Source organism: Microcoleus sp. BM001215392, assembly GCF_036700185.1.
Taxonomy (GTDB): Bacteria; Cyanobacteriota; Cyanobacteriia; order Cyanobacteriales; family Microcoleaceae; genus Microcoleus.
The window spans coordinates 1-14,885 of the sequence record NZ_JAUBOJ010000163.1; the positions used below are offsets into that span (position 1 = coordinate 1).

General features: G+C 44.7%; 8 protein-coding genes. 6 read left to right on the forward strand and 2 right to left on the reverse strand.

The window, feature by feature from the left end:
- Both QT974_RS17965 and QT974_RS17970 read left to right on the forward strand, forming a co-directional pair.
- The coding region (locus QT974_RS17965) for a hypothetical protein (protein WP_333469799.1) at nucleotides 1–192 on the forward strand (192 nt) is incomplete at its 5' end.
- Between the two features lie 468 nt (nucleotides 193–660).
- Nucleotides 661–1,866, forward strand: coding sequence for a response regulator (locus QT974_RS17970; protein ID WP_333469800.1), 1,206 nt, complete (start codon nucleotides 661–663; stop codon nucleotides 1,864–1,866).
- 351 nt (nucleotides 1,867–2,217) lie between these two features.
- Here the strand turns inward: QT974_RS17970 and QT974_RS17975 are convergent, their stop codons facing one another.
- A complete protein-coding gene (locus tag QT974_RS17975; RefSeq protein ID WP_333469801.1) occupies nucleotides 2,218–8,856 on the reverse strand; it encodes an AAA family ATPase in 6,639 nt (2,212 codons plus the stop codon).
- A 384-nt stretch (nucleotides 8,857–9,240) separates the two neighbouring features.
- Between QT974_RS17975 and QT974_RS17980 the strand changes: the two genes are divergently transcribed.
- Nucleotides 9,241–9,912 (forward strand): polysaccharide deacetylase family protein, encoded by a 672-nt coding sequence (locus tag QT974_RS17980; protein ID WP_333469802.1) that lies wholly within the window; start codon nucleotides 9,241–9,243, stop codon nucleotides 9,910–9,912.
- Nucleotides 9,913–9,998: 86 nt separating this feature from the next.
- On the opposite strand, the gene QT974_RS17985 is transcribed toward QT974_RS17980, so the two are convergent.
- The gene (locus tag QT974_RS17985; protein ID WP_333469803.1) at nucleotides 9,999–11,261 is read right to left on the reverse strand and encodes a lipid-A-disaccharide synthase-related protein; all 1,263 of its coding nucleotides are present in this window, start codon (nucleotides 11,259–11,261) and stop codon (nucleotides 9,999–10,001) included.
- An 89-nt stretch (nucleotides 11,262–11,350) separates the two neighbouring features.
- Here QT974_RS17985 and QT974_RS17990 point away from each other — a divergent pair, with 89 nt between their 5' ends.
- The 3 genes from QT974_RS17990 to QT974_RS18000 all read left to right on the forward strand — a co-directional run bounded on the left by QT974_RS17990 (nucleotide 11,351) and on the right by QT974_RS18000 (nucleotide 14,673).
- On the forward strand, nucleotides 11,351–12,514 hold the full coding sequence (locus QT974_RS17990; protein ID WP_333469804.1) for a GuaB3 family IMP dehydrogenase-related protein: 1,164 nt from the start codon (nucleotides 11,351–11,353) through the stop codon (nucleotides 12,512–12,514).
- 578 nt (nucleotides 12,515–13,092) lie between these two features.
- Complete coding sequence (gene trxA / locus QT974_RS17995) at nucleotides 13,093–13,416, forward strand: thioredoxin (RefSeq protein WP_333469805.1); 324 nt, start codon at nucleotides 13,093–13,095, stop codon at nucleotides 13,414–13,416.
- A 189-nt stretch (nucleotides 13,417–13,605) separates the two neighbouring features.
- Nucleotides 13,606–14,673 carry an LOG family protein gene (locus QT974_RS18000; protein WP_333469806.1) on the forward strand — a complete coding sequence of 356 codons (1,068 nt, stop codon included), beginning with the start codon at nucleotides 13,606–13,608 and terminating at the stop codon, nucleotides 14,671–14,673.
- The last annotated feature ends 212 nt before the right edge of the window (nucleotides 14,674–14,885 follow it).

The window sequence follows — 14,885 nt, forward strand, 5'->3', positions numbered from 1 at the left end:
GGCTGCATCCTTTCCATGTCTGTATCAGGGCTCCCCTCCGCCGCCCCTGTCAGTCGGGAAAGTCGGATCGGAAAGTCGGAAAAGTCGAATGCCCTGGTTTTACTATCTATAGAGCCGATCGACAGCATGACTGGTACTGTTCTATTTCTTTTGGTAGATGCTATTAATAGTATGTTTGCGCGATCGGCCTAAAGCAAGTCGGAAAAGTCGGATCGTAAAGTCGGAAAAGTCGGATCATTTGGAGCGTTATGTAAATAGGGCTTGCGCATCGGGGCCGGTGAAACCGGGTTTGATGGAGGAAAATACACAGCTTGCAGCCCGCACCCAAGGTAAAAAACCCGGTTTCTGAGAGTCGGAGTGCTTCCAAAACTGGTGAAGAAAGAGGTGAGCAAAAATGTCAGCGAACAAACTCAAAGAGCTGACAGGGTGACAAGCAACTGAAAAGCTTTGCAATTAAAGGGTTTAAGCCATCGCCCTCAAAAAGATTTAGGCAGGCGCCATCGCTACTTTTGCTTCGACAAGGTGAAATCAGGATCGGGGGCGATCGCCCCGACCGTAATGGTCAACAAGTCTGTCATAATAACTATTAGGAATTTCTCCACCGACTTACTACAGTGCATAACTCAAAACTAGGGTGCAAAACTGGAAAAACCTTACTCGATGAGATTGATTTTTTACATGACTTTTGAAGAAGCCTTAGAATTTATCGAAGCAGCCTTAGAGTCCAAGACCAGTAAAACGTTAAGTTTGCTTGAAAAAGAAATTTTAAAAGCTGCTTGGAAAAACACAACTTATAGTGCTGTTGCTGACAGCTTGTACCTGAGCATAGGACATATTAAAGATTTAGCAGCCATCCTGTGGCAGCGCCTTTCAGATGTAATGGGGGAAAAAGTTACGAAGCATAACTTCCGCTCTCTGCTAGAGAAGCAAAGCACCACAAGTGCGATCGCCTTTGGCATCGGCGAACCTGTGGCGATGACTGTGGCCGGAGGCAGTGATTTCGAGCAATTAGGCACTCCAAAAGGCAACATTTTAATTGTGGATGACCTCCCAGAAAATCTGCATTTCCTCACAGAAATTCTGACTAAGCATGGGTATAAAGTTCGCTGCGTCACCAATGGTGCGATGGCCTTGAGGACTGTTCGCAATCATCCCCCCGATGCTATATTGCTGGATATTAAAATGCCAGACATTGACGGCTATCAAGTCTGCGAAGCCCTCAAATCCGATGAAAACACCTCCGAAATTCCGATTATTTTCTTAAGTGCACTTGACCAAGTTTTTGATAAAGTCAAAGCTTTTAAGGTAGGCGGAGTTGACTACATTTCTAAACCTTTTGAGCCGGAAGAAGTGCTAGTTCGCCTCGAAACTCACCTCACTATCTGGCGCCAAAAACGCCAGCTTAAAGAAGCAATCGAGCGACACCAGCAAACCGCTGAAATTGTCTACCAATCTCGCACCATGCTGGCAAATTTGCTAAACTCATCTCTGGATGGAATAGCCGCAGTGCAGGCGGTGAGGGGGGATATTGCTGGAGAAATTGAAGATTTTCGCTGCTTGGTAGTTAACCCTGTCTTTGCCAGAATCTTAGGGAAAAAACGAACCGAACTCGCAGGCGCACCCCTCATGAAAAAACTGCTTAATCAATTGATTTCAGGATTTTTTGATTTATTAGTAGAAGTTGTTGAGACTGGAGAATCGCTTGAAGGAGAGGTTCATCTAGAAAGTAATTACGGCAAATGCTATTTGACTGCTGTGAGATTGGCAGACGGTTGCTCAATTACCATCCGGGATCTTACAGAGTTAAAACAGTCGCCATTAAAGTCAATGATTGAACAGAACCAACCGCGTACTAGCATCAAATAGCATAAACCTGACTTACGCAATCTGACCCAAGAAACCGGGTTTATGAAGTGCAGTAGGGACACGGCACCATGCCCATTCGTGTCAACTTAACGTACAACCAATAGTCCGGCAGGGAATGAATTCCCTGCCTCAAAGCGAAAGTCCTCTTAAGAGGACTGAGAAGAAAAATTTTAAACTCATTAGTCCTCTTCAGAGGACTTTCGCTATTAGACAGGGAATTGATTCCCTGGCGGACTGTCGGGTGGGCGGAAGAACTGGGCGGACTGACAGCTTAAATTGTCACTCCTTGGGCTCAGCCGTTTCCCTACGGGGATCGCGGGCGTGTACTTCATAAACCCGCAATCTGCTGTCTCAATATTCACCAACCAAGGGTTCAGTTAAATCGAGAATCTTCTCAAACTGAAACTTATTCACCCAACCCCTGAGAGTTTGAAGTTCTAGAGCCTGGAATTCAGGAATTTGCTCAAGGAGTTGAGATACTAATTCGGAATCCGCGTCAAGAGCTGCTTCATGGAATTTGACAATCCATTCTTTTGACATTCCTGCTAATAAATTTGTTAAATTTAACGGTTCTCCCGTCACATTAGAAGGGGGAGAAGGTGGGTGTTGTTCCTGATAAATATAACGGACTCCCAAATGTTTTGCCATGATGTCAAAAATGACTTCTTTGTGGAACGGTTTTCGCACAAAATCATCGCAACCAGCCGATAAAATAACTGCCTTTTCTTCTTCCCACACGCTTGCTGTCAAAGCAATAACAGCAGTAGCTTGCCCTTTGATGGTGCTTTTAATCTGTTTCGTGGCTTCATAACCATCCATAACGGGCATTCTCATGTCCATCCAGATGAGATGCGGTGAGTATGAATCCCAAATTTCCAGGGCTTCAATGCCGTTACTGGCTTCTTGCACTTCAAAACCCAGAGGTTTGAGGAGTTTAACTAACAGTTGCCGATTGTCATCTTTATCATCGACTACTAGGATGCGATATTGGGGTTGGTTTGGTGCTAAGGCAATGACGCGACGATGGTAGAGTTGGTTTTGAATTGGGCTTCCATCAGCGATACCCACAGGAATGTCAAATTTAAATGTTGTGCCAGAGGTTGGTAGAGGTTTTGTATCATCAGATAATTCCCCCAGAGGCATTCCAGGAGTGAAAGCTTTGCCACCACTAATGACAGTTATTTCACCTCCCATTAAGCGCACAAATTGATGGCTAATCGTCAGTCCCAATCCGGTTCCTTGCTGCACTTTTTGACCTGATGCTGTTTGTACGAAGGGTTGGAATAGTTTCTCCAGTTCGTCTGCCGCCATGCCAACTCCCGTATCTTTGACTTCAAAGGTAATTGTTGTTTGTTGTTGGTTGTTTGTTATTTGTGTTTCGGCTTGATTTTGGGCGTTTTCCTGTTGATTTTTGATATCAATTCCGGTTGCACTGGAATGATAGGTCGGACAAGGCAGTGCCGTTTCCCTACCCTGATTAATTGTAGGGACACGGCACTGCCGTGTCCTGAATGTGGGTAATATTAATTCCGATGCTACCGGATTTGATATTACTTCTACAGATACGCTTCCAGAAGAGGTAAACTTAACGGCATTACCGATTAAGTTAATTAGCACTTGCCGCAACTTAACTTCATCAGCGTAAATGTATTTGGGAACATCCGCAGCACATTCAAATCGCAATTGTAAGCTTTGAGCGTTGGCTTTCAACGCAAACATATCCTCGATATCAGCTAGGAAGTGATGGATGTGAAAATTATTTTCCGATAGCGTCATGCGTCCCGATTCTACTTTGGAAAGGTCAAGCACCTGATTGATCAGAGTCAATAAATGCTCTCCACTGCGATGAATGATGCCAAGGTTTTCTTGTTGTTCGTTTAACAGATTTGTATCCTGGTTCATCAGTTGAGAAAAGCCGAGAATGGCGTTGAGGGGAGTTCGCAATTCGTGGCTCATGTTGGCAAGGAAGGTGCTTTTGGCGAGGTTGGCGGCAACGGCTGCTTCTTTTGCCACTTCGAGTTCTGCTTCTGTTTTTTTGCGATCGCTAATTTCCTGTTCTAAGCGGATATTTTCGTTCAGCGTTTTTTCGGCTTGTTTGCGATCGCTAATATCTTGAAAAGCTGCGATCGCATATTCTACATTACCCGTATCATCGAAAATTGGCGTACTCGTTGATTCTACAAAAATGCTCCCATCGCTGTGGTGCAGTTCCAAGTCATCCGCCCGTGCTTTTTCACCGCCAAGCGATCGCACCAGGGGCAACTGTTCGACTGGATACATCTCCCCAGTGCCGGCGCGATAAACACCGTAGGTTTGTGATAATTGCTCGGTTTCGGCTGTGGGTAAATCTTGAATATTCAGTAACTGCTGGGCTACTTGATTGGTGTAGATGATTTGTCCTTTGGCATCGTGCACGGAGATGCCCAGAGGTATGGCATTGAGGAATTTATTCAGGCGATTTTGGGTGGATTGTACCTGAGTATAGAGTCTGGCGTTGGTAAGTGCGATCGCTGCTTGTGTTGAAAGCAATTGTATCAGTTCCAGGCGATCGGGTGTAAAGACACCATCTGCTAAATTATTTTCTAAGTAAACAATGCCAGTTAATTGCCCTTGATTCAACAGAGGGGCGCAAAGAATCGACTTGGGCTGCTGTCTTTTAATATAAGCATCTTGGGTAAACCTGCCTTCGCGGGCAACATTAGTTTCAATCAGTCCTTTTTGAGTCCTTTCAACATAGTTAATCACCGACATAGGCAGGCAGGTTTCTATGGGAGTCGATTGCAACACTATCACCCGATCTGAGTTAGCTTCGCCTGATGCTTCGACTCGCAATTGTCCTTGAGATTCTAAAATTAGATAGCCAATTTGGGCACCGCTGCTTTCCAGCATGATTCTCATCAAAGTCGTGAGGAGTTTATCGAACTCAATTTCGATGGAAATTGCCTGAGACGCTTTCATCAATGCTGCTAAATCCAGAAGTTCTCCTGAAGAACTGTCAGAGATATCGGACAAGCTGCTGCGCGATTTATCCGAGTTTCTGGCTGCGGTAAAACGCTTTAAAAGTTGCGGGTACTTTTGTTCCAAATCCTTCACTTTTGCTGTGGCACCCCAGCGCAAATAGCAATAGTAAGCATTTGTCATATAGACTTCGGCAACTTGCTCTTTTCCCCAAGCGATGTAGAATTTGGCGGCCAATTCATTAGCCAAAGCTTCATCGTTGAGGTACTCGTGTTCTTTGGCTGAGGCAATAGCGCGATCGTAATAGTCGATCGCCCTAGCATTTTCACCCAAAACTCGATGTCTCTCTGCTTCCACGAGATAGAATTTATGGAGGTGATTCATCGGAGCCGAACTCGCCCATTTCTTCATCTTATTTTGATTGGATGCAACTTTTTTCAGGATGTGTTTTTGTTCTAACTTAGAAACATCAAAATATACCGCAAGATGAGTAAGGGAATTGTAAAAATGAGAAAGCGGAACGGCTCCCATAGCACTCTTTAAATTCTTTTCTACTAAAGGAGCATTTTCTAATGCTTGCTGATAGTTTTGAAACAGATAACCGAGGTATAATCTGTAAAAATAAATAGAATGACAAATATTTTTAGTATTCGCCGCCAAATGAACGGGCAGCATTTTGACTTCATCGTAGCTTTCACCAATTAAACGGCACTTATCTTCAGCTCGATCCATTAAATTTAATACAACCTGTCGGTTAAGTTGATTGTAATAAAATAATGTTTCTTGATTGAGTTGCTTGAAACTGTTACTGTAGGCTGCTATCTCGCGTTCCAAACCAGTCAATTCCTTGCCGCTTACGATCGAATAGTAGGAGTACGCGGAAGCTGAATAAGTCGCATATTCTAAATCTCCAGTTTCCAGTCCGATCGAGTAAGCATCTAGCAAAGGCGTTAAGCTTTTGCTGACACTATCTTGCCAGTGTCTGATAAAGTAATTAAATATAAATAATGTCCTAGCTTTCAGTTCTTGAGTATTGAACTTATCGAGCAAACGCAGAGCAAGTTCGCCGAATTGATAGCCGGAACGAACATCTTTTACGAACTCTCCCGCCAGAATTACTCCGTAGGTAGCATAAGCATAGGCAGACAGAGGAGTGTTACCATATTTTAATGATAAATTAACCTGTTTTAATACAAGCAGCGGTAAAAAATTTGGTGTGGCAAAATAAGCAGCAGAAAATACAATTGACAGGAGGCGCATGGCGGCTATCTTGTCAGGTTCTGTCATGGGGGGCTGGTCGATTAAGTCCTCAATTCGTTTACCTGCTAGCCGGATTTTTGTCCGGGCGAGTGCAATGATAATATCTAATTTTTTGGGTTGCTTGGGAAAGCGAATTCCCAACATTTTTAAGACGGTCATGGCGGTTTCGATCGCTTCTAACGGCTTGCTATATGCCGTATAGTTTTGAATTTTAATTTCATACACTTTCACTTTATCCAACACCGTTTTGCCTTGTTGCAGAACGACAGAAATCAATCTCTCCATTTCTGCAAAATTGCCCGTCAGGCTCGCTGCTTCGGTTGCTGTTACATATAGTTCCAGGGTGAATTCATACTGTCTTGTCCAGCTATCTGCACTCAGGCAATCCACCGCCAATTTTAAGTAATTCCAGGCTGGTTTGTAGGCCGAGGCTGCCTTCGCTTTTTTGCCAGCACTCAGATTTAATTGAGCCAGTCGATCTCCTTCTAACTGAAGGTCGATCGATCCAATACCTAAGTTTAGTTGATTGACAATATCAAAAATTTTTTGTGGGAGTATCTGTTGCGGTGTATTTTGCAACAGCACTTGCCCCACTTGCCAGTGAAGCCCTGGCTTCTCGTCTGGTCCAATTAGGGAATAGGCGGCTTGCTGAATGCGATCGTGAGCAAATTTATAAGTAATTTTTAATTCCTTTGTATCTCGGTCTGTTTTCAGGAATTTGTAATTATCTCCAAGGGGTAATATAAATCCTGCTTGAATAGCATTCCATAATTCATTAGCCGTTTCTTGTAGAGAATTTCCATTAATAATTGAAAGGGTCGGTAAATCAAATTGGTTGCCAATGCAAGCGGCTAATCGTAAAACTTTTTGTGCTAATTCTGATAAGGCTTGAATTTGCTCTGCCATGAACTCAACAACGTTATCAGTAATATTCCTAGTTAGAATTTGCTCTAAATCCCAATGCCACGCCCCAGCATTTAAATCAAAATTCAGCAATTGCTCTGTATCAAGTGACTTGAGAAACTCTTTAATAAAAAATGGATTTCCTTGTGTTTTTTGCCAAACCAACTCGGCTAATCTTTGGGTATGGATGCACTCGGTTTTCAGCGTGTCCGCAATAAATTGATTGACTTGGTTTAAATTTAGGGGTGAAATGGATAGATGATTAACTATTACTCCCTGCTTTTTAATCTCAGATAAAGTCAGCATAGTAGGATGAGTTGCACTGACTTCGTTATCTCGATAAGCTCCGATTACAAACAGATATTGAGTAGTAAAATCGGTCACTATCAACTGAATCAATTGCAGTGTAGCGCTGTCTGTCCACTGAAGGTCGTCTAGAAATAGGACGAGGGGATGTTCTTTTTGGCAAAAGACCTGAATAAAGTTTTGAAAAGCTAAATTAAACCGATTTCGTGCTTCTGTTGCAGGTAATTCGGGGACGGGATTCTGTTTGCCAATAATCAGTTCAACTTCGGGAATGACATCAATAATAATTTGTCCGTTGCTGCCTAATGCACGTCGAATCTTCTCTCGCCACTGTTGTAATTGGGGTTCAGTTTCGGTGAGCAATTGTCGCACCAATTCTTGGAAGGCAGCGACTAAAGCTTGATAGGGAATATCGCGTTGCAACTGGTCAAATTTACCTGCTATAAAGTATCCGCGTTTTTGAGTGATGAGCTTATACAATTCCTGAACTAAAGCTGATTTTCCAATACCAGAGTATCCAGAGATTAGCATGAGTTCAGTTTGTCTCTGTACGGGCAATTTTTGTGAATTAGTTGTAGTTGGGCTGCTCGCGGCTACTTGTTTCTCTTCTCCCGAAGCTACGCGATAAAATGCAGTCAATAAAGAGTCTATCTGTGATTCTCTCCCGTACAGTTTTTGAGGTAGTTGTAATTGAGGAGAAATGTCTTGGTATCCCAGGGAAAAAGCTTTTATTTTGCCATTTCTAGATTGAGCGAGACATTTTTTTAAATCAGCGCTGATTCCCCAAGCACTTTGATATCTATCTTCCGCCGTTTTTGCCATTAATTTCATGACAATTTCTGAGAGAGTTAAGGAAATTTCTGGATTGATTTCATGAGGTGGAGTCGGTTCTTTTGCAATATGGCAATGGACTAACTCAAGGGCATCGACGGATTCAAAAGGTAACTGGTTGGTTAGCAGTTCATAGAAAGTAACGCCCAGAGAATAAAAGTCGGTACGGTAGTCGATCGCTCGATTCATCCGTCCTGTTTGTTCGGGGGACATATAAGCTAATGTCCCTTCTAGAAGATTAGGACTTTTGAGGGTGGTATTCTCTTGGGATAGGATGGTAGATAAGCCAAAGTCAATAATTTTTAATTTTCCGGTTTGAGGATTCAAGACAATATTAGATGGATTGATATCTTTGTGAATGACCTTTTTTTGATGAACTTTGCCTAACGCATCTGTGATTTGGATGGCTAGGTGGAGGAACTCTGGTAAAGCAAAGGGACGGTCATTCAGCAGGATTTTTAAGGACTCTCCTCCAAAATCTTCCAACAACATGACTTGTGTGTTTTCGTATTTTCGGAGTTCGTAGGCTTTAATCGTTTCCTCTAGGTTGAGACGGCGAGTGATTTCGTATTCCTGCTGATAGCGGTAGAGTTCCGCTGGTGTGGGATAATTTTCTTTCAGGAGTTTCAAAATCACAGGTTGCTGATTTTTATTAATGATGCCTCGGTATACGAGTGAATTAGCACTTTCGTAAATTGGGCTGAGAATTGTGATGTCTGGCAGTGAAATCATGTTGGGAATTACTGCGGTATAAAAAAGTTGATTAATGTTGAATTACTTTCTGTGAGACTTCGCTTTCGTACTTTTGAATTACAGCTTTTTTTGTCGAAAGTCCAAAAGTCGAATTGTGAGTAGATAACCCTGACTGCGAGTATAACATTTTAATTCAGGAGAATGTCAAGACTAATCTGCCGGCGATCGTGCTATAATCTGACATCAATAGGACTTACGCAGTAGTCAAAAACCGGGTTTTTTTACGGAAAGACTGGTTGCAGCCCGCAGATTCGGGAAAAAACCCGGTTTTTTTGGCGGAGTGCGTAAGTTGCGATCGCTTTCATTCTCGATCGAGTGCGTGCAACTATGCGAATCGGTAAAAATTTACAAAAGTTTCTGCTTTTGACAATAGCATTTTTTTTGGCAGCATCGCTGCTGATTAACGTTACTAAGTTTCACAATTATTTCGGAATTAACCGCGCCGATACTCAAGAGAAAATAGTTGCGCTTACCTACGATGATGGGCCCTATCCTCCCTATACAAATCAGGTTTTAGATATTTTAGACCGCTATCAAGTTAAAGCAACTTTTTTTGAAATCGGCCGCAAGATTGAGCAACATCCCGAAATTGTGAAAATGATTGTGGCGAGGGGAGATGAGTTGGCAAACCATTCCTACTCTCACAAAGATATGATGTTTAAATCCCGAGAACATTTGCTGTCGGAAATTCAAAAAACGGACAAACTTTTGCTGCAATTTGGGGTAAAGCAGGACAGTATTAGTTTTCGCCCGCCTTGGGGGCGGAGATTTGTAGGTTTGTCTTATTTGCTATCCCAAATGCACAAAAAATTGATTATGTGGGATGTGGATTCTCAAGATTATGAGAAAACTCACACGGTAGATGATATCGCAAATCAGGTGATTGACCATGTGCGATCGGGCTCGATCGTGGTGATGCACGATGGCGGGGGCGATCGCTCGAAAACCGTAGCAGCAACTGAGATAATTGTCAAGTCTTTGCAGTCAAAAGGTTATCAATTTAAAACAGTTTCTGAGTTGTTGAAAAATCCCTAAAACGATCGCGACTTAGATCGTGTCCGGTAAAGGTTTGCTCGTTGGGATGCCAAGTCCTCCTATCTATGAGGACTTGGCGTCCGACACTACGAACCTATTGTATTTGTAAGAAACTGGGTTTTTTCGAGATGGTTGGTTACGTAATCAGCAATTTTCTGGCTACCACCTGCTTGTCCCATTCTTTCTAAGCCATTTTTAACGCAAGTCTCTAAATAATCTTTGTCTTGCAAAGTGCGATCGACCTCTAAAGCAGCTTTCTTGATAATCTCAGGATTTGCGGGTTCTTTGCCAATAACTTGCACTGAATCGCCTAAAAGCCGATTTTGAGCCTCGGCAAACCGATAGGTAAATGACGGGCCGTTACCGGGGATGGTAATTACTGGTTTTCCTAAGCCGACAGCTTGTTCGATCGCACTTCCTGTCATCCCAATTACTAAGTTAGATTGTTGCAAAATGTCGGCGAAAGCATCTGAGTAGCAAATTACTTCAACTGTTGCTGCTTTTTCGCGATCGAGCTGTTTGATTTCTTGAAAAACTAACTTTCCTTCTCGGTGCAGCCATCCGGCTCGCGCTGCAATACGATCTAATTCTAGCATCAAACTTGGGACTAAGGCAGCTCGAAACTGTACTGGTTGCGAAGCAATAGCAGCAATTTGTTTGACTAATTCTAGCAGCAAAATCAGGTTGTCGGTGGCTTCGGGGAGGCGTGAACCGGGCAGAAGCGCGATCGTCCTAACTCCGGGCTTTAATTGCAAATCTTTGCCCGCAGGACTGAGGTTGTCCATCACAGGATTGCCGACAAATCTGGCTTTCTTGAAACCCTGTTGGTTTAAGTGGGTGGCAGTCAATGCGTCTCTGGTGAAAATAGCCAGACATTGCTCGGAGGAAAGCAAATAATTTAAGATGAAACCTAAATCGACTTGCCCTTCGTAATAACTTGAATGAGCTGACAGAAAAATTATATAGGGGAGCGAGGTCGATCGCGCGAAGCCAGCCGCGACAATATCCCCAGTCGTCACCACCAAATTGCAGCGCCCAGAATGCGTCAAAGCAGCCAGCAATTGTCTCACAGTCAAACGAACTAGCCCCGCCCTCACATCTTTGAGAAAAAACAGGGGATTCATGTAAAACACTCCGCCAGATGGCATGGGACTGGTGGGCCCAATCATCGGTACGCGCGATCGACTGTAAGCAGCCCCGTCACCTACAATCGGCATCGCCGAAACATCCACATCTGGCGCTGATTCTCTCAAAGCATGGAGAATTTGACAGTTAATCGCGTCTTCCCCGTGGCCGTTGCTGAGAAAGAGTATTTCCTTGGATTTCATAAAATCAGACTTAGTGCTCAACTTTTTTTAGGACTGGCGTGCGATCGCTACCAGCAACCGAGCTACGATTTTGTTAGTCTAATTTAAATACATTGTGGAAGTGAAACAGCGTGAATATTGAAATTGGGCGGGGCAAAAGCGCTCGCAGAGCTTACGGCATAGATGAAATCGCCCTCGTACCGGGACAGCGTACCCTCGATCCGAGTTTGGCAGATACTAAGTGGCAGATTGGTGGGATCGATCGAGAAATTCCGATTATCGCCAGCGCCATGGACGGAGTAGTCGATGTGCGGATGGCCATTTTGCTGTCGGAATTGGGAGCAATGGGCGTGCTCAACCTTGAAGGAATTCAAACCCGCTATGCCGACCCCCAGCCAATATTAGAGCGCATTGCTTCTGTTGGGAACCACGAATTTGTGTCCCTGATGCAGCAACTTTATGCCGAACCGATCAAGCCCGAATTAATCGAACTCAGAATTAAAGAAATTAAAGCAGGGGGAGGGATTGCCGCTGTCAGCGGTACACCGGCCGGCGCGAGCAAATACGGCTCTTCGGTTGCCGCAGCGGGAGCTGATATATTTTTTGTGCAAGCAACTGTAGTCTCTACTGCTTTTCTCTCCCCCGAGTCGATCGTCTCTTTAGATTTGACCCAATTCTGTGCAGAGATGCCGATACCAGTAATTTTGGGCAACTGCGTCACCTATGAAGTTGCCATCAATTTAATGAAAACTGGCGCCGCAGGCATTCTCGTGGGCATCGGGCCGGGGGCTGCTTGCACATCTAGAGGTGTATTGGGTGTCGGTGTTCCCCAAGCGACAGCGGTAGCAGACTGCGCCGCGGCGCGGGACGACTACTATCGCGAAACCGGTAAATACGTGTCGGTGATTGCTGACGGCGGTTTAATTACCGGCGGCGATATCTGCAAGTGCATTGCCTGCGGCGCCGATGGAGTGATGATTGGTTCACCCTTTGCTAGGGCCGCGGAAGCTCCCGGCCACGGTTTTCACTGGGGGATGGCGACTCCCAGCCCGGTTTTGCCGCGCGGCACTCGGATTCGGGTGGGGACTACTGGGACTGTGGAGCAAATTTTGCGGGGGCCGGCGCTGCTAGATGACGGCACGCACAACTTGCTCGGAGCTCTCAAAACTAGCATGGGTACCCTGGGCGCTAAAGATATTAAGGAGATGCAGCAAGTAGAAGTGGTGATTGCTCCTTCTCTGTTAACTGAGGGTAAAGTCTATCAAAAAGCTCAGCAGTTGGGCATGGGTAAGTAGATTTACCGATCGAATACCAGGATACCTTGACAAAATTTGTTCAAGAGTCTCGAAATTTACAGAACGTTGTGGAATTATCGAGAAGGAGATGTCACAATATAAGAAGCGGAGACGCATGTTTCCGTTCACTCCTCACACCACACTCCGCCCGGACTACTGTTCGGGCGGTTCCTTTTTGACCCCAAGCGCTCCTCTTTACTGACTAGGTACGGGGTTAAGGCCCTTCGATCCGGAGAGTGGGGAGAGCGGAAGAGGGGAGAGGGAAAGAGGGGGAGAGGGGTAGAGGGGGAGTTACAGAGATTTTTTTGGCGGCCGAATGCCGAATTCTAACTTCCATTTCTAGAATTCCTTGAGAAGCCTTCTGTTAAAATCGTCGCTCCTAACCAAAAAGAGATACCGTGCCACGTACAATCGTCGTGGAGAACTCAGAATTTAGACTTTTGTTTGAACTCCCAGATTCAATGCTGCCACTAAATCTCAAATCTAAAATGTAAAATAGTAAAATCGACTGACGCAAGTGGTTACACTTTTTGCTAAACTTGTTATCCGAGAAATAGTATTTACAAGGATGGCTAGGGATGTCAGCAGCCGCGCAAGTAACCGACTCTACCTTTAAGCAGGAAGTGCTCGATAGCGAAGTTCCAGTTCTAGTGGATTTTTGGGCTCCCTGGTGCGGGCCCTGTCGGATGGTGGCGCCCGTCGTAGACGAAATTGCCCAGCAATATGAAGGGCAGGTGAAGGTAGTAAAAGTTAATACCGACGAGAATCCTAATGTGGCAAGCCAATACGGTATCCGCAGCATTCCGACGCTGATGATATTTAAGGGCGGTCAGCGGGTTGATATGGTGGTTGGGGCAGTTCCGAAAACTACTCTGGCTAACACTCTGGAAAAGTACCTTTAACTAAACAGCGAGCGGTTTCGTGCTGTTTTTTGGCTCGCGAAAGCCGCGTCCGCTTCAGTGCCGGGGCAAAGCTACTAGAAAAGTTATTAGTTGCTAGCAGCGCAATTTGCTAGTGGCTATTAGCTTCTAAATTTGGCTTGCCCCTTAATTTTGATAATTTGACAAATTGTTACCGTTTCGGAAAAATTCATGATTCCTTCTGGGCCTGGTCAAGCTTTTGAGTCCTTGCAAGCTGAAGCGATCGACTTAATCGATCGCCTGCCAATGTTAAAGCACTCTGAGTGGATCGAACGATCGCTCTCGACGATAGTGCAAATGGCTGGAGAGGAACTCGATCGCCTTGACTGGAAAATTATCTCGTCGTCTCTGCGAGATATGGAAAAAGCTTTTTCGATGTTTTATCCTTACCGCCACGTGCGGAAAATAGTGATTTTTGGTTCGGCGAGGGTGTCGCCGACATCGCCGGAATATTTACTCGCCAAAGATTTTGGGCGGGCGATCGCCCAGCAGGGATTTATGGTGATTACTGGTGGCGGGGGCGGGATCATGCAAGCCGGGAATGAGGGGGCGACTGCGGAACGTTCTTTTGGGCTCAACATTCAGTTACCTTTCGAGCAGGGTTCTAATCCTTTCATTGCCGGCGACTCCAAATTGCTCAATTTTAAATATTTTTTCACCCGCAAGTTATTTTTTCTCCGCGAAAGCGATGCTTTGGCTTTGTTTCCCGGCGGTTTCGGCACTCTGGATGAGGCTTTTGAGTGTCTGACTTTGACTCAAACCGGCAAGTTCGGGCCTGCTCCTTTGGTTTTGCTCGATCGACCCGGAGGCGATTATTGGCACGATTGGAATTATTTTGTGCAAAAACAATTGCGGGGTCGGGGTTTGATTTCAGCGGACGATCGCAGCCTGTACACGATTACAGACGATATAAATGTGGCTTGTGAGGCGATCGCGAGTTTTTACCTAGTTTATCATTCCTGCCGCTACGTAGATGGAAAACTGGTAATTCGCTTGAAGTCTCAACTGTCTGACGAGAATGTCGATCGATTAAATACTGATTTTAGCGATATTGTAGTTACGGGAAAAATTGTAAAAAGTCAAGGTCTGCCCGCCGAAGCCGCAGATGAAACCTTCGCTTTACCGCGCCTAGTTTTGCATTTCAACCAGCGGGATGCGGGGCGACTTTATCAGCTAATTGCTGCTATTAATGAAATGGGTGCAGCTTCGCCGGCGGCGGCGCATCCAGAACAAAAGTAGTCAGTAGTCAGTAGTCAGTAGTCAGTTGTCATTAGTCATTTTGGATATGGATGAGTTATATCAAAAACTAGGGTGCGTCAGAAACCAAAACCTTAATTTTTGGGGGACATCTGGGTTTGACAAATATATCTGTAGGGGCGAAGCATGACCGCAATCCATATGAGATTATAACTAATAACTTATATGCGGTCATGCTTCTTCAGGCTTCAAAA

Bases quoted from the DNA above. Each gene is read 5' to 3' on its own strand.
- QT974_RS18000 (WP_333469806.1), top strand. From the start codon at position 13,606: ATGATTCCTTCTGGGCCTGGTCAAGCTTTTGAGTCCTTGCAAGCTGAA.
- trxA (WP_333469805.1), top strand. From the start codon at position 13,093: ATGTCAGCAGCCGCGCAAGTAACCGACTCTACCTTTAAGCAGGAAGTG.
- QT974_RS17975 (WP_333469801.1), bottom strand. From the start codon at position 8,856: ATGATTTCACTGCCAGACATCACAATTCTCAGCCCAATTTACGAAAGT.
- QT974_RS17970 (WP_333469800.1), top strand. From the start codon at position 661: ATGAGATTGATTTTTTACATGACTTTTGAAGAAGCCTTAGAATTTATC.